Below are 19855 nucleotides of genomic sequence, written 5' to 3' on the forward strand. Positions count from 1 at the left end.
CATGAAGCATCGAGTTTCAACGCTGAGCTGCGCGCTCTGGCTGTGCGGTTTTTCTGCAAGTGCACTGGCTGCCGATGTGCCGCCTGGTACCCAACTCGCCGAGAAACAGGAAGTCGTTCGCCATATTAAAGATGAACCCGCCACGTTAGATCCGGCGAAAGCCGTTGGTTTGCCGGAAATCCAGGTCATCCGCGATCTTTTTGAAGGGCTGGTGAATCAGAACGAGAAGGGCGAAATCGTTCCGGGCGTTGCCAGTAAATGGCAAAGCAGCGATAACCGCACCTGGGTATTTACGTTGCGGGATGACGCGCGCTGGTCAGATGGTTCACCGGTGACGGCAGAGGATTTTGTCTACAGCTGGCAGCGGCTGGTTGATCCGAAAACCACTTCCCCCTTCGCCAGTTTTGCTGCGCTTGCGGGCATTGCAAATGCGAAGAGCATTACTGAAGGTAAAGAGGCGGTGGATAAACTTGGCGTTAGCGCCGTTGATGCGCGCACGTTGCGGGTACAACTGGAGCGGCCATTGCCATGGTTCCCAAGTTTAGCCGCCAGCTTTGCCTTTTACCCGGTGCAAAAAGCCAATGTGCAAAGCGGTGCGGAGTGGACGCGCCCTGGCAACCTGGTGGGCAATGGCGCATATGTGCTTGCCGATCGCGTGGTGAATGAAAAGCTGGTGCTCGAACGCAATAAGCACTATTGGGATGATGCGAAAACGGTTATCCAGCAGGTCACGTTTGTTCCGATCAATCAGGAGTCTGCGGCCACCAAACGTTACCTGGCGAACGGTATCGACATTACGGAATCTTTCCCGAAAAACCTCTATCAGAAGTTGCTCAAAGATATTCCCGGACAGGTTTATACGCCGCCGCAGCTTGGCACTTATTATTACGCGTTTAACACCCAGAAAGGGCCGACTGCCGATGCGCGTGTGCGGCTTGCGTTGAGCATGACGATTGATCGGCGGGTGATCGCGCAGAAAGTGCTGGGAACCGGTGAAAAACCGGCCTGGCGCTTCACGCCGGATGTTACCGCCGGATTTACGCCACAGCCCTCGCACATTGAACAGATGAGCCAGGCCGAGTTGAATGCGCAGGCAAAAACATTATTGCAGGCGGCAGGCTACGGCCCGCAACGTCCGTTGAAACTGACGTTGCTTTATAACTCGTCAGAAAACCATCAGAAAATCGCGATTGCGGTGGCGTCAATGTGGAAAAAGAGCCTTGGCGCGGACGTCAAATTGCAGAATCAGGAGTGGAAAACCTATATCGACAGCCGTAACAGCGGCAACTTCGATGTGATCCGCGCGTCGTGGGTCGGAGATTATAATGAACCTTCCACTTTCCTGTCGGTGCTGAACTCGACAAACAGCGGCAACATTGCGCGTTTCAACGATGCGGCGTACGACAAAGTGCTGGCGCAGGCGGCGCTGGAAACTAACGCCAAAGCGCGAAACGCTGACTATAACGAGGCCGAGCATATTCTGGCGGAAAAAGCGCCAATCGCACCGATTTACCAGTACACCAACGGGCGTTTGATAAAACCGTGGCTGAAAGGTTATCCGATCAATAACCCCGAAGATGTGGCGTATAGCCGCACGCTTTATATTTTGAAGCACTGATAAAAAAATCCCCTTACGTCACGGGAAGTAAGGGGAAACTCATTGATTACGGAATGGTTCCTGTCTAAGCAGGAGTGGTGAAAATTTTACTTAGGGAATGTGAAGGGACAATGGAGGAAATAAGGAGACGTATTTTTACTCTTTTCCCTGACTTTTCAATAAAAAGCCCGTTTTGTTGAGCAGACGAAAATGCGCGAAGCAACGTGAGCAGAATACTTCAGTCGTTTACTCCACCTTTCGTTATTGAGGAAGATAATCTTATCGTTCAAGTGCGCCTCCCTTTTAAAATGAGGGTTGCTTAAAATTCTCTTCCTCTCGCGAAATGCCGCCTTTATACGATTTTGGTCAAAAAACAGACAGCGTAGTGTGCTATAGTGGTCAGGTTTTCACCACGAAAGAGGATGCTATGGAGACTGAATTAGACCCAACCCAACTGGCAATTGAATATCTGCGTCGCGACAAAAGCACGCTGACACCGGCGGAATACTTAAAAAAACTCAAACAATTGCGCCTGGAGTTTGCGGATTTGCTAACGCTGTCGCACAGCGAGCTGAAAGAAGAGATTGATTTTGCCTGGCGTCTGGGTATCCACTAACTCAGCAACATCACTGCAATGCGCCCGTCAGACGGGCGCTTTTTTTTGCTTGCGATCATGCGGCCAGCACCCGGTTTCGCCCGTTATTTTTCGCCAGGTATAAAGCCTCATCCACACGTTTGAAGAGCGCATCCATGTCTTCATCAGGCAGGTGGTGTGCAACACCAATACTCACCGTAAAACCAGGCAGATCCGCGATGTTGATACTGGCAACGGCCTGACGTATCCGTTCCGCTACGTTTAGTGCCATATCCGTGGTGGTATGCGGCAACAATAGCAGGAACTCTTCGCCACCCCAGCGGAAAACATAATCGCCTGAGCGGCAGTTCGTCTCAAGCATTCGCGCCAGTTCAACCAGCACCTGGTCACCTTTCTGATGACCAAACTGATCGTTGATACCTTTGAAATGATCGGCGTCGACCAGCAGCAAACTGAAATCCAGCCCCGTCGGCAGAATGTGTTCCGTCAAATGATAAAACTGGCGACGGTTCAGCAGGCCGGTGAGCGCGTCCCGATGCGCAGCGTATTCCAGTTCCTGCTCAAGCCGTTTTTGTTCGGTGATGTCGTGAATAATGCACAACATTAAACGCTTGCCATAGATCTCAATCGGTCCGGCGTAAGTTTGTACATGGCGGGTGGAACCGTCAGCGAGTTGATGAATAAAATTTAATGGCTTATGCCCGCCAGGTAGATGAGATACCTCCTGCATTACCGGTAATACGCTGCGCCCAAGCGTATTGATCTCCCAGGTGTGTTTCTGGCGCATCTCTTCATGGTCATAACCATAAAAACGCAGCGCCGCGAGGTTGGCATCGACAATCAACCCATCACGAATAGGATCGATAAGCAGCATTGGCGCGGACGTTGTGTAAAAGAAGCGGGCGTAAAAACCTTGCTTATGCGGGCGATAAGTTGGCGAGTGGTGCGCTTTTAGCGCCGCCGCAGCGGCACCTGAAATGCCTTCAAACAGCAGCACTTCACCGGCGTTTTCTAACGTGCGCAACACGACACGGCAACTGATGGTGGTCTCTTCACCATCCGGGCAAACACTCCAGATTTCGACCACATCTTCATGATTTTGCAAGCTGGGCAGGTACATGGCCAGGCTGAGTTGCGCATAAGCAGAGTATTTTCCGTTTCGCATCTCATTGAGTGAGCGTCCCGCCGCGATTTTCAGCGCTTGCGCATTCGCGAACAGTAACGCTTCTGTGTCAGGAGCAACCACCCAAACCGGGGTGGAGAGCACATTCAACGCATCCAGGTGATGTTTAAGCATTGCGACTCCCCCTTAATCATGTATGTTGCAACGCGGTCACGAGTGACACATCAGCGGCAATTTAATGACTTTCTTGCAACATACCTGAAAATTAGGGGTTTATGCGGGCTTTTTTTGTGACGAATCTGAACATTCCAGCGATAAAGTAAATCTTTTTTGCTGTAGCAGCACTGCGACTTTCTCGACGGGTAAAGGACGAGCGAAAAGAAACCCTTGCAGGTAAGCACAGCCCAGATTGGTCAGCAACGCCTGCTGCTCGGCCGTTTCGATACCTTCCGCCACAACATGCATGTTCATGGAATGTGCAATATCAATAATCGTTGAGACAATCTTTACGTTGCGACTGTTATCGCGAATATCCTTCACAAAACTTCTGTCGATTTTAAGCTCTGTTGCCGGTAACCGTTTCAACATCAGCATATTGGAGTAACCCGTGCCAAAATCATCAATAGCGACCGTGATACCCATTTGCGCGAACTGATTAAGCAGTTGCACACTGCGCTCGATGTTTTTCAGCGCGGTGTTCTCCGTGATTTCAAGCGTCAACTGCATGGGATCGATATGGTAGCGTTGCAGTGAATCGGTGATTTGGTCGTAAATATCATGCTGCTCAAACTGGCTGGGTGAGAGGTTGATAGCAAGCGTCAGATGACGAAACCCCTGGTTGTTCCAGTGCTGCAGTTGCCTGCATGCTGCATCAATCACCCAGCGCCCGACAGAGATGATTAACCCCGTTTTTTCCAGCATGGGTAAAAAGGTTGCGGGCAGCAAAATCCCTCGTGTTGGGTGACGCCAGCGCAGCAAGGCTTCGAAACCTGCCAATGCATGTTCCGGTGCGTGGTACTGCGGTTGGTACCAGAGTTCAAACTGGTCGCGCGACAGCGCCTGCGATAAATCCTGCAAAAACAGCGGATCGTCGACGGTTTTCTGCGCCATACCAGCATGAAACACAGCCCAACTGTTACGGCCTTCCTGTTTTACGCTGTACATTGCCGTGTCGGCCTTCAGTTTCAGCTCATGGGCGGTATCGCCATGCTGCGGGTAGTAACTGATCCCGGCGCTGAGTGAAACATTAATGACATGGTTCAGCTCGCAAAAGGGCTGTTGAATGGTGGCGACAAGGTGTTTTACCAGCGCCACAACCTCGTCTTCGTGGGTATCCGGTACCAGCAGGGTAAACTCATCGCCGCCCAGGCGCGCCAGCGACATTTTTTCGCTGATACAGGCAGATAATCGCCCGGCAACCGCCACCAGCAGTTGGTCTCCAATGTGATGTCCCCAGGCATCATTAACCAGTTTAAAGCGATCTAAATCCATATAAATCAGTGCGAAAGTGCTGCGTGTCGCCGAGGCCTTGCCAAGGCAAGCATCAAGAAGATTGTCGAGCTGGGATCGGTTTGCCAGCCCCGTTAGCGGGTCATAATAGGCTTGTTTTTCAAGTTGCTGATTAAGCTGGCGCAGGCTGTCCGTCAAACGTGATGTCCGCAGTTGCGAATCAATCATCGAAATGAACAGCATGATGCCGAAAATCACCAGCGTCGTCGTGGCAACCCATAATGAAAGCCCCAATTCCCCGACGTCATGGCTCATCAGCGTCGTTGCATGGCCGCGGATCACAATGCCAGTGCCATCGCTACTGAACGTGGCGGCACTCATTGCAGTGTAATGCATAGCACTGATAGAACCGCCCATCACCAGTGCTGCAAAGACGCGGTTAATAAAGACGCCGTGGGTATTTTGCCGCAGGCTAAAGGCCAGCCAAAGGGCAACCCAGGCACTGAGAAAGGCAATGGCTACCGAAAGTGCAATCAGCGCAGCGTTCCAGTAAATGGTGATGAACCCCATCATCGACGCCATACCAAGATAATGCATGGAGACCACGCCGGTACCGAGCAGTAAGGAAGCGAACAGCAGACGTTTTGTCGGCAGTGTTTTGCCCGCCACGGCAATATTGATAGCGAGTATTGACGTCAACATCGCGATAATAAATGAGAGCAGGGTCAGCTCTAAATCGTAATGCATCATCACTGGCATTTTCATCGCCAGCATGCCGACATAATGCATTGACCAGATACCGATGCCCAGGGTGGCGCCACCCGAAAAACGCCAGAATATTGCACTGCGCGGTTCAGACGTCGCAACTTTGCCTGCGCTATCCAGTGCGACAAATGAAGCAATGAAAGCGACCAGAAAAGAGATGCCGATCAAAATGGGGTCCCACGAAACGTAGAGCATCATGCAATCCACACAGGCAAAAAAGGTGATATGTAATCCTGGCACTAATTTTAGCAGCTAACATAATGAATTTAATGGCTACGCTAATTTTATTATTACAGGGGCGAATAAACTAATAATGGCTCTTCATTTATTCATCGGCTGGAACAACAATAACTTAAATAAAGTGAATGATTTATCATGTGATGAATTTATCTTAAACTGAAAAATATAATTTCATCACTCTGAAATACATCATTTATTATATGATATATGTTAACAGGCAATTCCGCTTTCTCCGTGTATTTTTATATAAGTATCTGCTTGGCGGCGCTTAAACTTCTCATTTGAATCAACTTAAGTGAAATTGATATTATTTAAAGGCAAACATTATTCGGCATCAATTTCGCCGTGTAAAAGTACATGCCGAATGCTATAAGGATCTTACCGTCCCCGGTGTTCAGGTGGGTTTCCCTATGTTAAGAAATATTAGTGTAAGAACATTTATTATTTTATATCTTCTGGTCTCTTTTATTGTTTTGAATGCATTAGTGATCACTATCTCAAAAAATATCGTTTTATTTGCCACGACAAGTGTTGTTTCCCTCACATCATTGACGCTTCTCTGGTTTTATATGACGCAATATTTGGTGACGCCGATAAACACGGTTAAAAAAAGCATAGAAGAAGTCACATCGGGAAACCTGTCTATCGTTATTCCTGAGTTTGGTAATAATTGCGCGGGTCGGTTAATTCCAGGTATTAACAGCCTTTCTGCCAGTATCGCGAGCCTGGTGAAAGAAATTCGCGCGTCTTCGGATACCGCACTGGAGCTTTCGGCGCAGCTCGCCTCACGCAGTGCCGATCTGTCCGTTAAAACGGAAGAGCAATCAGCCGCGCTGGTGCAAACGGCGTCGAGTATGGAGCAAATGGCTTCCAGCACGAAAAACAATGCGGACAATACCCGCCTCGCAAGTACCCGGGCAAAAGATGCCACAACCTGCGCGCAAAAAGGGGGGGATTTAATGGGGCAGGTGGCGAAAAATATGCAATCGATAACCGATTGTGCCGATCAGATGACCGAAATTATTTCCATCATTGATGGTATCGCTTTCCAGACAAATATTCTGGCGCTGAACGCGGCAGTAGAAGCGGCGCGCGCCGGGGATCATGGCAAAGGTTTTTCCGTCGTGGCGGGCGAAGTGCGCAGTCTCGCGCATCGCAGTGCGGAGGCGGCGAAAAACATTAAATCGCTGATTGCGGTCACCACCGATAACGTTAATCAGGGCGCGACCGTCGTCGGCGAAGCCGAGCAGAACATGCACGAGATTGTTTCGGGGGCGAGTGTGGTGAGTAAATTAATGGATGAAATCGCCGTCACGACGCTACAGCAGGAGAAGGGGATCTCGCAGATCACGCTTGCACTGGCGGAACTGGAAAAAGTGACGCAGAGTAACGTCACTATGGTGGATGAACTGGCGGGCTCGTCGGATGTTTTACAACACCAGGTAGAAGGTTTGCTGCAACGCATTGGCAAATTCCGCCTGGCAGCGGTAAAAGCGCAGGGTGAGGCGCTGCCGGCAAATGTTTCCACGCCACGCGTCAATGCTCCGCTGCTGGGTAAGCGGGAAAATTACTGGCACTCGTTCTGATTCTGCTCATTGATGCAAAGGTCCGGGAAACCGGGCCTTATTTTTTGCATTGTTTGTTAATTTGTTAATAAATTCAGCGTGATGATTGCTTAACGTTGCCATATGGCTAGACTTGCCAAAACACCATGCGGATTGTGGAGGTCCTGTGGAAGCAATTAAAGGAACTGATGTGAACGTTCCGGATGCGGTATTTGCCTGGTTGTTGGACGGAAAAGGCGGCGTGAAACCGCTGGAAGATAATGATGTTATTACCGCAAGCACCCCGTGTTGGGTGCATCTGAATTATACCAACCCAGAGAGCGCTCAGTGGCTGGAAACCACGCCCGTGTTGCCGAATAGTGTGCGCACGGCGCTTTCCGGGGAGAGCATGCGCCCACGGGTAAGTCGCATGGGCGAAGGGACGTTAATTACGTTGCGCTGCATTAACGGCAGCACGGACGAGCGGCCGGATCAACTGGTGGCGGTACGCGTTTATATGGACGAGCGCATGATAGTGTCGACACGCCAGCGTAAAGTACTGGCGCTGGATGATGTGGTCAGCGATCTGGAGGAGGGTACCGGCCCGGCGGATTGTGGCGGCTGGCTGGTGGATGTGTGCGATGCGCTGACCGATCACGCCAGCGAGTTTATTGAATCGCTGCACGACCGGATTATCGACCTTGAAGACAATCTGCTCGATCAGCAAATTCCGCCGCGCGGCATCCTGGCGTTGTTGCGTAAGCAATTGATTGTGATGCGTCGCTATATGGCGCCGCAGCGGGATGTGTTTGCCCGGCTGGCCAGCGAACGCTTGCCGTGGATGAGTGATGATCAGCGCCGACGCATGCAGGATATTGCCGATCGCCTGGGTCGTGGGCTCGATGAGATCGATGCCTGTATCGCCCGTACCGGCGTGATGACTGATGAAATCACCCAGGTAATGCAGGAATCGCTGGCGCGGCGAACGTATACTATGTCCTTGATGGCTATGGTGTTTCTGCCGAGTACATTTTTAACGGGGCTGTTTGGCGTCAACCTTGGCGGTATTCCCGGTGGCGGTTGGCATTTTGGTTTTGCGCTGTTTTGCATGATGTTGGTAGTGCTGATCGGTGGTGTTACCTGGTGGTTGCATCGTAGTAACTGGCTGTAAAATTTCACTTTTTTAACAAAAATTGAACATAAAAACGCCGCATTAATTGAGCGAGGTCAATAAACGAAACACCTGTTCAGGGCAATATTCATCTCGCAGGTGAATGCAACGTCAAGCGATGGGCGTTGCGCTCCATATTGTCTTACTTCCTTTTTTGAATTACTGCATAGCACAATTGATTCGTACGACGCCGACTTAATAGTCGGCTTTTTTTTGCCTCTGCGTTCTCGCCGTCTACCCTTAACGGGAAGCCCACAAAAAGGAGGCAATGATGAACGCACTCTATTTTTTCTCCCCACAGTTGAGCGATCCGGTGCCTACGGACCCGGTTCCTGTTCCTGACCCAATTCCTCGCCCGCAACCGATGCCGGATCCGCCGCCGGATGAAGAACCGATTAAAATGTCGCGTTATAAAGGCAGATCTGAGAGGATACGCGCCTGCTAAACGTATGCCTTTTTATCGCGAGAAAACATTGTGACCGCTTTTTCAACCCTGAATACTTTGCCCGCAGCCCAGATCGAAAACCTCAACGAACTGGGCTATCTCACCATGACGCCCGTCCAGGCGGCGGCGCTGCCGGCTATTCTTGCAGGTAAGGATGTCCGGGTTCAGGCGAAAACCGGCAGCGGTAAAACAGCGGCGTTTGGCTTAGGGCTGTTGCAGCACATCGACGCCAGCCGTTTTCAAACGCAATCCCTCATTTTATGCCCAACGCGCGAACTGGCGGATCAGGTGGCAAACGAGCTGCGTCGCCTGGCGCGTTATATGCCGAACATTAAAATATTGACGCTGTGCGGTGGGCAACCTTTTGGGGCCCAGCGCGACTCATTACAGCACGCGCCACACATTATTGTCGCCACGCCGGGCCGCCTGCTGGATCACCTGCAAAAAAGCACCGTTTCTCTCGATAACCTGCAAACGCTGGTGATGGATGAAGCGGATCGTATGCTGGATATGGGATTTAGCGACGCCATCAATGAGGTTATCGCTTTTGCCCCGGCTTCACGCCAGACGCTGCTCTTTTCTGCGACCTGGCCGGAAGCTATTGCCGCCATTAGCGGTCGTGTGCAGCGCAATCCGGAAACGATTGAAATCGACACCGTTGACGCGCTGCCGGCCGTAGAACAGCAATTTTTTGAAGTTTCCCGCAACGGCAAAGCCAGTTTGCTGCAAAAGCTGCTCAGCGAGCACCGCCCTGCGTCCTGTGTCGTGTTCTGCAACACCAAAAAAGATTGCCAGGAAGTGTGCGATGCACTGAACGCTGTCGGGCAGGATGCACTGGCGCTGCATGGCGATCTGGAGCAGCGCGATCGCGACCAAACCCTGGTGCGTTTCGCCAACGGCAGCGCCCGTGTACTGGTTGCCACCGATGTTGCCGCGCGTGGGCTGGATATCAAGTCACTGGAACTGGTGGTGAACTACGAGCTGGCGTGGGACCCGGAAGTTCACGTACACCGCATCGGACGTACCGCGCGTGCGGGTAACAGCGGTCTGGCCATCAGTTTCTGTGCGCCGGAAGAAGCGCAGCGCGCGAATATTCTGGCCGAGATGCTGCAACTGAAGCTGAACTGGCTAAATCCACCGGCTAACGTCAAGGTCGTTCCGCTGGAAGCCGAAATGGCAACGTTGTGCATTGATGGCGGCAAGAAAGCCAAAATGCGTGCCGGTGATGTGCTCGGGGCGTTAACGGGAGAAATGGGGCTGGATGGCGCGGATATCGGCAAAATCACCCTCCACCCCGCCCACGTTTATGTCGCTGTGCGTCAAAGCGTGGCGCGTCAGGCGTGGAAGCAATTGCAGAACGGGAAAATTAAGGGCAAGACCTGCCGTGTGCGGTTGCTGAAATAAAGCAAATAGCCTCTCTGGCGCGCCAGAGAGGCATAATCTTATTTCACTTCAATGACGTTGAGGCGCAGCTCATCGAGTTGCGAATCATCCTCTTCCGGCTGCCAGCCCGCCGGTTGCAGCGGGATCTCTTCCCGATCAAAAGCCAGATCGCCGCCGTTCACCACTTCTGAACCGTGGGTAATGCCTTTAAAGTCGAACAAATTAATATCGCTCAGGTGCGAAGGCACCACGTTTTGCATCGCGCTGAACATGGTTTCGATGCGTCCAGGATAGCGTTTGTCCCAGTCACGCAGCATATCGGCAATGACCTGGCGTTGCAGGTTCGGCTGGGATCCACACAGGTTGCACGGAATAATGGGGAACCCTTTGGCTTCTGAGAAGCGCTCAATATCTTTTTCGCGGCAGTAAGCCAGCGGGCGAATCACGATGTGTTTACCGTCATCGCTCATCAGTTTTGGCGGCATCCCTTTCATTTTTCCGCCGTAGAACATGTTCAAAAACAGCGTTTGCAGGATGTCGTCGCGGTGGTGACCAAGGGCGATTTTTGTTGCACCCAGCTCCGTCGCTGTGCGGTAAAGAATGCCGCGACGCAAGCGTGAGCAGAGCGAACAGGTGGTTTTGCCTTCCGGGATCTTCTCTTTAACGATACCGTACGTGTTTTCTTCCACGATTTTGTATTCCACGCCCAGCGTATCCAGATACTGCGGCAGAATATGTTCCGGGAAACCCGGCTGCTTCTGGTCGAGGTTAACCGCCACCAGCGAAAAGTTTACCGGCGCGCTCTGTTGCAGGTTGCGCAAAATTTCCAGCATGCTGTAACTGTCTTTACCGCCGGAAAGGCAAACCATAATGCGATCGCCTTCTTCAATCATGTTGAAGTCGGCAATGGCCTCGCCCACGTTACGGCGCAGACGCTTTTGCAACTTGTTAAGGTTGTACTGTTCTTTCTTTGTAATCTCTTGCTTTTCAATCATTATTTTGTCTCTGGAAGCAGGGGCACCGCAGGGGCAAACCACATCATAAAACGGCAACTGTTGATTAGCATGCCTATCTGATCCTGGTTCATTTCCTCTCGCCATGCACCGTAAATTTCGTAAACCCTTTGCCCTTTCATGCCTGTCAACTGGCGATGAAAATGGGCTTGTGCCGGCAGTCAAAAACCAGCAGGCAAAAGTATGTCGCGTATGGTACGGATTCCGGCGGCGAATACCAGCACGTTTTACGGCTGGTGCCAGGCGCAGGCAATAAATGAAAGGGTCATCGCTCACCTTTTTTCAGGTGCGGTATAAAACCTATTCATCAATACAGGAGTAGAATCATTTTCGCCAGGATGTGTAATCAGTTTGTGAAGAAACAAGCGGTTATCTAATTATCGAAGGGAGGTAAAAGTGATAAGAGCAATGATTGTTCGCACAGGAGTGTTAATTCTTTTCTTTTTTTCATTTCAATTACAGGCAAAAGAAGACTCCGCAATGAAGCTGGAGCGCGTGGTGATTGTTAGCCGTCACGGTGTGCGCGCGCCAACCAAGTTCACGCCACAAATGCGCGAAGTGACACCTTTTCAGTGGCCCCAGTGGGAGGTGCCGCTGGGATGGCTCACGCCGCGCGGAGGGCAACTCATTTCTGCACTGGGGCATTATCAGCGTCTGCGGCTGGCAGATGCCGGGTTGCTGACAGATAAAACCTGCCCGGACGCGGGGCGTGTGGCGGTGATTGCCGATACCGATCAACGAACGCGCAAAACTGGCGAAGCATTCCTGACGGGGCTGGCACCTGACTGTCCTATTCCTGTGCATTATCAGCAAGAAAAATCGAAGACAGACCCGCTTTTTAACCCGATAAAAACGGGTAAATGCGCATTTAACACATCGGCGGTAAAAGAGGCGATTTTAACGAAAGCGGGAGGAAATATTGAGCAATATACGCAGAAATATCAGCCTGCTTTCCAGGCTCTGGAGCACGTTTTAAATTTCCCTGTCTCAGAGAAATGCAAAACGGCCGGGGAAAACCATGTGTGTTCATTCACCAGAGATATTCCCACCAAACTTAACATCAGGCCTGATAACGTCTCCTTGCCTGGCGCGTGGGGGCTTTCTTCAACGCTCACTGAAATCTTTCTCCTTCAGCAAGCACAAGGAATGACGGACGTGGCATGGGGAAGGATCGCTGGAGACAAAGAATGGCAATCATTATTAAGCCTGCATAATGCCCAGTTTGATCTGTTACAAAGAACACCTGAAGTGGCGCGGAGCAGGGCGACGCCCTTACTTGATTTAATACGCACGGCATTGACCACCAACGGCGCTGATCAGAATCATTACGGCATCACGTTTCCTGTTTCTGTGTTGTTTATTGCCGGACATGATACCAACCTTGCCAATCTCAGTGGTGCGTTGGATCTTAACTGGTCGCTGCCATCACAACCCGATAATACCCCGCCGGGTGGAGAGTTGGTTTTCGAACGCTGGAAGCGGGTAAGCGACAACACGGACTGGGTTCAGGTCTCGTTCGTTTATCAGACCTTGCAGGAGATGAGAGAGATGCGCGCTTTCTCGCGGGATAACCCACCGGGTCGAGTGGATCTTGCGCTCAAGGCGTGCAGTGAGAAGAATGCGCAGGGTATGTGTTCCTTAAGCAGTTTTGCAAAGCTAATTGAATCGCTGCGCGTCGCTGATTGCGGCTTATGAAACACGGCTTTTCGCCAGGCAAGTGTGCTGCGAAATCCTGTGCCCTGAATATTGATAGAGAAACGGGGCACAGGCGATGCGTGCTTAATACGCCATTGAGCCTGTTCGTCTTTAGCGAAAAACTGAAGGTTCAGCGCCGTAGCGTTTATTGAATTGACGGCTGAAACTGGCGACCGACGCATAGCCAACACGCGCGGCGACCGACTTTATCGGTATGCGGGTTGTCATCAGTAACTGAAGCGCATCGGCAATCCTCGCATCGGTGATCACTGCGCTGAGCGTGGTATTTTCTGCCGCAAGACGGCGACGAAGCGTGGCGCCGCTAATATTGAGCCGCTCTTCAATCTCACCGGTAGACCAGTGATGTGCCGGATCACCGCTTACCATGTTGCGTATCGTCATGGCTATACCCGGTGGCTGAAGACGCAACAAACCGTGATGTCCCATCTCAAACAACCTGAGCACAATCTCAAGCATCGCATGAATTGATAGTGTGCGGTTTCCGGCCCGCAGTGCGGCGACCCAGCGGGTCATCGGGGCGATAAATTGTGCCAGCCGTTCAGCGGCGATGTTGCCTGGCTCTGCCGGGGGCAAGACGCGCAGCAAGAGCCGGGCTGCCTCCAGTTGCTCTTCTGCCATTAACACTGTCAGCGCGAGAAACTCGCCGCTGTCGGGATCGGGCGTACACTCAATATCGATGCTACGGGCGTTGGGGAATACCAGCATCTCGCCGGGCGATACGCAGAGCCACTGATTCTGCTCGCGGTAACGAAATGTGCCGCGCAGTGGAAAGGAAAAGGTCGCACCGTCAACCTGAAACTTATTAACCTGCCAGCTTTGCATGGCGCGCAGGCAACAGCAGGGAAAGGCGTGTTCGGAACGGACCAGATCCAGCAGCGCATTGAGCAATATTTCTGTTTCGCGCGCATCGGCGTGTAAAGCGGGGCTTATCATTCGATCTTCTCTGCAAGGCTGGTTCCGGCAGGTTTTCCTGCCGGAGAAACTTACATCGCGTAATGCAACGCGTAGTTTTTACCGCTACGGCTAAGTTTTGCCGTGGTCGGGAAGTTAAAATGCATACCGCAAACGGCAATATTATCTGCCGCAACGCGATCCAGCAGGGCGCTGCGCGTTTTTGCTGCCAGTGCTGGGTCGCGATCATAGGCAATCGAGACGTCAGGTCGGGCTATCTGGATATGCGGAAAATGGACAATGTCCCCCCAGATAAGCAGAGCGTCATTCCCATTGCCAAGCAGAAAACCGCTGTGACCTGGGGTATGACCAAAAAGCGGCACCGCCTGAACACTGGGCAGAAGATCCTCTTGTTTAAAGGTCACCAGCCTGTCGTCGTAAGTGCTGAACGCATTCCTTGCGATGTCATATGAGCGCTTGAGGCCCTCCGGTGCGCTGGCATACAGCGTTTCATCACGCCAGAAGGCGAGCTCTTTCTCATGCACAAACAGACGCTGCACATTACTGAAAACCGGGGTCTGCTGCGGGCCGGCAAGACCGCCAATATGATCGCGGTGGCCGTGGGTCAACAAGATGGTGTCGATACATAGTGGGTCAATGCCCGCTGCGGCAAGGGCAGCCGGTAATGCGCCACTTGCGCCGTCGGGCGTACCGGTTCCACTATCGATAAGAATGGTGTGTCCGGCGGTTTCGACCACGCAGGCATTAATATTCATGCGCGGCAGGGGCGAAGCGCAACTCGCGGTCAGTAACGCTTCGGCATGGTCGGTTTCAATACCGTTTAACAGCGCAAAATCGCCTTCAAGGTAACCGTCACTGAGTATCGTGACAGTGATGTCCTGCAACTGCAGGCGTTTGATTGCGGGCGTTGGCTCAAGCGTCCGGGACGTCATCATAATCCTCGCTTTGTTTTCATTACATTCCGGTGAATGTCGAATACAGCGTAACGAAAAAGCGTGCGCTTATTTGTTCAATGCGGTGCGTTTTGCGCTCATTGTACGTGGTGCGCGAGCACACAGTTACTCGCCCAGCGCCTGAAAAGAATACTCTTTTTCCACCCGGCAGATGCGGGTTGTGAACGAGTTGTACCACTTTTCACGCCCGGTTTTCTGCGCAATGAGATGTTCGGCATTCATCTTCCAGCTCTTAATGGCCTCAAGCGAGGCCCAGTAAGAGACGGTTATGCCAACCTCTTCACGGGCGGAATCCACGCCGAGAAAACCGGGTTGGTTTACCGCCAGTGCCATCATGCGATCGGACATTGTGCCGTAGCCATCATCAACAGCGGTGCGCACGGAGGTGAAAATCACTGCGTAATAGGGTGTGGGGTGGTTGAATGCTGACATAGCGATTCCTGATATAGGTTGTCTGATCTTCATCCTGACAGGAATTTTACGCAGCGGTAGCTACCTGTTCAGGCGACTTTTCTTTCCGGATATTTGCCTTTTACCACGCCATCATAAAAACGGCCTTTGGAAACAACGGTAAGAAACACGGAAAAGATACGTTCCGGCACGCCCTGATACTGGTAGACACTTTTATCGTGAAAACAGATTTCCAGCGTGCGGGTGCGTTGGTCATAACCGACAGAAGCGATGCGTGATGAGGTAACTGCGTGATGCTGCATAAATTCGCTCCTTGCCGTGCGGGCTGAAACCGTGATTATCAGCGAGCTTCCTGCGGGTGTCATGCAAAATCGGTGCGTTAAAAAAGCCACCGGCGTCAACCGGTGGCTTTTTCGGCGGCTGGCTTATTCTGCCGCGTTTTTCTCCGCTTTACCTGCCAGCTGAGCCAGGAAGTCGTAGCGTTTTTGCAGGTCGGCTGCGGCATCTTTCCATAGTTGTTCAGCCACCTCCGGTTGCTGTGCGTTCAGGCGACGGAAGCGCTGCTCATTAAGCAGGGTCTCTGCCAGCGCATCTGACGGCGGCCGCGAGTCCAGCGCCAGTGGCACTTTCCCTTCATCTTCGCGGCGCGGATCGTAGCGGTACAGCGGCCAGAAGCCGGTCGCGGTGAGCTGGCGCATCTGATCATGGCTCAGCGCAAGGTCATAACCGTGCTCTTCACAGGGGCTGTAAGCGATAATCAGCGACGGGCCGGGGTAGGCTTCTGCTTCCTGAATGGCTTTCACCGTCTGGTTGAGCTGCGCGCCGAGCGAAATTTGCGCGACGTAAACGTGGCCGTACATCATCATGCTGACGCCCAGATCTTTGCGTGCCTTGCGTTTGCCATGCTCGCCGAACTTGGTTACGGCACCCAGCGGCGTGGCTTTCGAGGCCTGGCCGCCAGTGTTGGAGTAACACTGGGTATCGAGCACCAGAATATTGACGTTCTCGGTCAGGCTCAGCACATGATCGAGCCCGCCAAAGCCAATATCGTACGCCCAGCCATCGCCGCCAATCAGCCAAATCGATTTTTCGACCAGCGCATCGGCATCGGTCAACAGTTGTTGTGCGCCTTCTACAGACGCCAGCGCGGTACGCAATTCAGCCACCTGGGCGCGACGTTCTTCCGGGGTCGCTTGCGTATGCAATGCCGCGTTCAGTTCCGCCGGAATATGCTCCGCAAATTGATTAACCAGCCGCATAACGCGCAGGCGGTGTTGATCCACACTTAAGCGGAACCCAAGCCCGAACTCGGCGTTATCTTCAAACAGCGAGTTCGCCCACGCCGGCCCGCGCCCGTTTTCATCGGTGGTGTAGGGCGTCGAGGGCAGGTTACCGCCATAAATCGATGAACAACCGGTGGCATTGGCGATCATCATCCGGTCGCCATACAGTTGCGTCAGCAGTTTGATATACGGCGTTTCGCCGCAGCCGGAGCAAGCCCCGGAATACTCAAACAGCGGCGTAATGAGCTGTGAGGTACGAATGTCGATGCGCTCTAGTTTGCTGCGGTCGATCTCCGGCAGGTCGAGGAAGAAGTCGTAATTCACTTTCTCTTCTTCAACGTGTTCAAGACGCGACATCATATTGATGGCCTTGATATCCGGGTTCTGGCGATCTTTTGCCGGGCAAACTTCCACGCACAGGTTACAGCCGGTGCAATCTTCCGGCGCGACTTGCAGCACATATTTCTGCCCGCGCATATCGCGGGATTTCACATCCAGTGAATGCAGGCTTGACGGCGCGTTTTCCATCGCTTGCGGCGAGACCACTTTGGCGCGGATCGCCGAATGCGGGCAGGCGGCAACGCAGTGGTTACACTGGGTGCAAAGCTCTTCTTTCCAGATAGGGATCGCTTCGGCGATATTGCGTTTCTCCCAGCGTGTGGTACCCACCGGCCAGGTACCGTCCGGCGGTAGCGCGGAGACGGGCAATGCATCGCCAAGACCGGCCAGCATGGCCGCCGTCACCGTTTTCACGAAATCGGGTGCAGAATCAGAGACCACCGGCGGGCGATGGGCGCTTTGCGCATTAACAGCTTCCAGCGGTACTTCAAATAACGATTCGCGGGCCATCGCCAGCGCCTGCCAGTTTCGCTCCACCAGTTCCTGACCTTTACTGCTGTAACTTTTGGCAATCGCGCCCTGCAATTCCGTCAGCGCGCTATCACCCGGCAGAATATTGGTGAGATGGAAGAACGCCATCTGCATGACGGTGTTAATGCGGGCGGCAAGCCCGCATTCACGGGCGATTTTCGCGGCGTTAATCACATAGAGACGGGCTTTTTTCTGGTTTAGCACCGCCTGCACTTCCTGCGGCAAACGTGACCAGACTTCGTCGGCGCTGTAGGGCGTGTTCAGCAGGAAAATACCGCCCGGTTTCAGGCGCTCGGCCATCTGGTATTTGTCGATAAACTGCAACTGGTGGCAACCGACGAAATCCGCCTGCGACACCAGATAAGCCGAGTTGATCGGCTTTTCACTGACGCGCAGGTGCGAGACCGTCAGGCCGCCAGCCTTTTTCGAATCATAAACAAAATAACCCTGCGCATACCACGGTGTGGAGTTACCGATAATTTTGATGTTGTTTTTCGTTGCCGAGACGCTACCGTCGCTGCCAAGCCCGTAGAACAGCGCTTCTAATTTGGCATGCGACGGTAGGGTGTTTTCCGGTAACGGCAGAGAAAGGTGGGTCACATCGTCGTAAATGCCGACGGTAAAACGCGGTTTGGGTTTCGCCGCACGCAGCTCATTAAAAATGGCCAGCACGCATTCGGGGCCAAACTCTTTTGACGAAAGGCCGTAACGCCCGCCGATGACGCGCGGCAGGGTTTCCCGCTCGCCGTTATTAAATGCTTCTGCCAGCGCGGTCATCACATCCAGATAAAGTGGTTCGGCCTGGGCGCCGGGTTCTTTAGTGCGATCCAGCACGGCAACGGTTTTCGCGCTTTCCGGTAACACGGACAACAGATGCGCGGCGCTGAACGGGCGATAGAGACGCACTTTCAGCACGCCGACTTTTTCACCGCGCGTCAGCAGTTCATCGACCACTTCTTCGCAGGTACCAATCGCCGAGCCCATCAGCACGATCACGCGATCGGCTTGTGGGTGACCATAGTATTCAAAAGGTTTGTACTGCCGCCCGGTGGCGGTGGCGAAATCGTCCATCGCCTGCTCAACGTGCGCGTACACCGCGTTGTACCACGGGTTGGTCGCTTCGCGAGACTGGAAATAGGTGTCCGGATTGGCAGAAGTACCACGGATCACCGGATGTTCCGGGTTGAGCGCGCGGGCACGATGCGCATTAATTTCCGCTTGAGGAAGCAGGTTGCGGATCGTGTCATCCGCCAGCGGCACGATTTTATTGATTTCGTGCGAGGTACGAAAACCATCAAAGAAATGAATGAATGGCACCCGGCTTTTCAGTGTCGCTATCTGCGAAATAAGCGCGAAATCTTGCGCTTCCTGCACGCTACTGGCAGCGAGCATCGCACAACCGGTCTGGCGAACCGCCATCACATCGGAGTGATCGCCAAAAATAGAGAGCGCGTGGGTGGCAACGGTGCGTGCGGCAACATGCAGAACAAACGGTGTTAATTGACCCGCCAGCTTGTAAAGCGTGGGGATCATCAGCAGCAAACCCTGCGATGAGGTAAACGAGGTTGAAAGCGCACCGGTCTGTAAAGCGCCGTGCACAGCGGCAATCGCGCCCGCTTCCGACTGCATTTCAACGACGCGCGGCGTGTCGCCCCAGATGTTTTTCAGACCGTTTCCGGCCCATGCATCTGCCTGTTCAGCCATCGTCGAGCTGGGGGTAATGGGGTATATGGCGATAACTTCACTGGTGCGGAAGGCGACTGAGGCGACCGCGCCATTACCGTCAATAGTAATCATATGGCACCCTTGCATTGCTCAATAGAAAGGAACTTGTGAAACGGCGACAAGCCCTGTAGTTATCTCCTTATTTTAGCAAACCAACGTGCGCGCAATTTTCGCTTTTGTGTCCTGAGGTATAACTGGAATCAATGAATTGCCATTTAAACCGCGCCAGGAAAACGGCATTATTGCGCGGGGGCGAACGTTTTCTGTTACGTTGCTGGATGAAACAGGCTCAGCAACCGAGAAGATGGACATGAGCGGTCGGGCTGAACGCTGTCCCTGCTATGGACGTGAAACGATTGCCAAAAAAGGCCAGTGGGAGATTTGCCCCGTTTGCCGCCGGGAAGATGATCCTGTCCAGAAGAGTGTCCCCGACTTTGCTGGTGGCGCGAACGCGCGCACGCTTAATGAGGAAAAAAAGCGTACCGTGGCAAAATTACCGAATAAGGGTGTGATGGGCCGCTCAATAATAGAGCAAGAGCGTTATCTGAATGGTATTTATACTCAACTCATGCTGCCTGAACTGCTTGTGAACAGGTTATAAAACTTAAGATAGGTAGACGCCTGAACGTGGGTTTTTAACGGTTAGAATTTACCGCCACA

General features: G+C 52.7%; 16 protein-coding genes. 8 read left to right on the plus strand and 8 right to left on the minus strand.

The features are described 5' to 3' along the window. Position 1 precedes the first annotated feature (1 nt). Both C813_RS33885 and C813_RS33890 read left to right on the plus strand, forming a co-directional pair. On the plus strand, positions 2 to 1618 hold the full coding sequence (locus tag C813_RS33885; RefSeq protein ID WP_017457218.1) for a peptide ABC transporter substrate-binding protein: 1617 nt from the start codon (positions 2 to 4) through the stop codon (positions 1616 to 1618). 406 nt (positions 1619 to 2024) lie between these two features. Next, positions 2025 to 2213: a YdiH family protein gene (locus C813_RS33890; RefSeq protein WP_025263605.1), complete on the plus strand. Its 189-nt coding sequence runs from the start codon at positions 2025 to 2027 to the stop codon at positions 2211 to 2213. Positions 2214 to 2268: 55 nt separating this feature from the next. On the opposite strand, the gene C813_RS33895 is transcribed toward C813_RS33890, so the two are convergent. Both C813_RS33895 and C813_RS33900 read right to left on the minus strand, forming a co-directional pair. Then, positions 2269 to 3489 (minus strand): sensor domain-containing diguanylate cyclase, encoded by a 1221-nt coding sequence (locus C813_RS33895; RefSeq protein WP_017457220.1) that lies wholly within the window; start codon positions 3487 to 3489, stop codon positions 2269 to 2271. Between the two features lie 99 nt (positions 3490 to 3588). Beyond that, entirely contained in the window at positions 3589 to 5724 is a 2136-nt protein-coding gene (locus tag C813_RS33900) for a putative bifunctional diguanylate cyclase/phosphodiesterase (protein WP_025263606.1), read from the minus strand. Between the two features lie 455 nt (positions 5725 to 6179). On the opposite strand from C813_RS33900, the gene C813_RS33905 reads away from it, so the two are divergent. The 4 genes from C813_RS33905 to dbpA all read left to right on the plus strand — a co-directional run bounded on the left by C813_RS33905 (position 6180) and on the right by dbpA (position 10333). Continuing rightward, a complete protein-coding gene (locus tag C813_RS33905) occupies positions 6180 to 7355 on the plus strand; it encodes a methyl-accepting chemotaxis protein (protein WP_017457222.1) in 1176 nt (391 codons plus the stop codon). A gap of 145 nt (positions 7356 to 7500) precedes the next feature. Further along, a complete protein-coding gene (gene zntB / locus C813_RS33910) occupies positions 7501 to 8484 on the plus strand; it encodes a zinc transporter ZntB (protein WP_017457223.1) in 984 nt (327 codons plus the stop codon). Positions 8485 to 8755: 271 nt separating this feature from the next. Further along, positions 8756 to 8929, plus strand: coding sequence for a proline-rich small protein YnaL (ynaL, locus tag C813_RS47525; protein WP_017457224.1), 174 nt, complete (start codon positions 8756 to 8758; stop codon positions 8927 to 8929). 30 nt (positions 8930 to 8959) lie between these two features. Next, positions 8960 to 10333, plus strand: coding sequence for an ATP-dependent RNA helicase DbpA (gene dbpA, locus C813_RS33915; RefSeq protein WP_017457225.1), 1374 nt, complete (start codon positions 8960 to 8962; stop codon positions 10331 to 10333). A 38-nt stretch (positions 10334 to 10371) separates the two neighbouring features. On the opposite strand, the gene ttcA is transcribed toward dbpA, so the two are convergent. Further along, entirely contained in the window at positions 10372 to 11307 is a 936-nt protein-coding gene (gene ttcA / locus C813_RS33920; RefSeq protein ID WP_017457226.1) for a tRNA 2-thiocytidine(32) synthetase TtcA, read from the minus strand. Between the two features lie 426 nt (positions 11308 to 11733). Here ttcA and C813_RS33925 point away from each other — a divergent pair, with 426 nt between their 5' ends. After that, positions 11734 to 13020, plus strand: coding sequence for an AppA family phytase/histidine-type acid phosphatase (locus tag C813_RS33925; RefSeq protein WP_017457228.1), 1287 nt, complete (start codon positions 11734 to 11736; stop codon positions 13018 to 13020). 111 nt (positions 13021 to 13131) lie between these two features. Here C813_RS33925 and C813_RS33930 read toward each other — a convergent pair whose 3' ends face one another. From C813_RS33930 to nifJ, 5 genes are all read right to left on the minus strand, one after another. Beyond that, positions 13132 to 13974, minus strand: a complete 843-nt coding sequence (locus tag C813_RS33930; RefSeq protein ID WP_017457229.1) for a helix-turn-helix transcriptional regulator — start codon at positions 13972 to 13974, stop codon at positions 13132 to 13134. Between the two features lie 50 nt (positions 13975 to 14024). Then, a complete protein-coding gene (locus C813_RS33935; RefSeq protein ID WP_238593051.1) occupies positions 14025 to 14888 on the minus strand; it encodes an MBL fold metallo-hydrolase in 864 nt (287 codons plus the stop codon). Between the two features lie 123 nt (positions 14889 to 15011). After that, positions 15012 to 15338, minus strand: coding sequence for an antibiotic biosynthesis monooxygenase family protein (locus tag C813_RS33940; protein WP_017457231.1), 327 nt, complete (start codon positions 15336 to 15338; stop codon positions 15012 to 15014). A 68-nt stretch (positions 15339 to 15406) separates the two neighbouring features. Then, positions 15407 to 15619, minus strand: a complete 213-nt coding sequence (locus C813_RS33945; protein WP_017457232.1) for a KTSC domain-containing protein — start codon at positions 15617 to 15619, stop codon at positions 15407 to 15409. 123 nt (positions 15620 to 15742) lie between these two features. Continuing rightward, complete coding sequence (nifJ, locus tag C813_RS33950) at positions 15743 to 19267, minus strand: pyruvate:ferredoxin (flavodoxin) oxidoreductase (RefSeq protein WP_017457233.1); 3525 nt, start codon at positions 19265 to 19267, stop codon at positions 15743 to 15745. 136 nt (positions 19268 to 19403) lie between these two features. Between nifJ and C813_RS33955 the strand changes: the two genes are divergently transcribed. After that, the gene (locus C813_RS33955) at positions 19404 to 19796 is read left to right on the plus strand and encodes a CPCC family cysteine-rich protein (protein WP_017457234.1); all 393 of its coding nucleotides are present in this window, start codon (positions 19404 to 19406) and stop codon (positions 19794 to 19796) included. Positions 19797 to 19855: the final 59 nt, after the last annotated feature.

This window comes from Kosakonia sacchari SP1 (assembly GCF_000300455.3).
In the GTDB taxonomy this organism is placed as follows: Bacteria; Pseudomonadota; Gammaproteobacteria; order Enterobacterales; family Enterobacteriaceae; genus Kosakonia; species Kosakonia sacchari.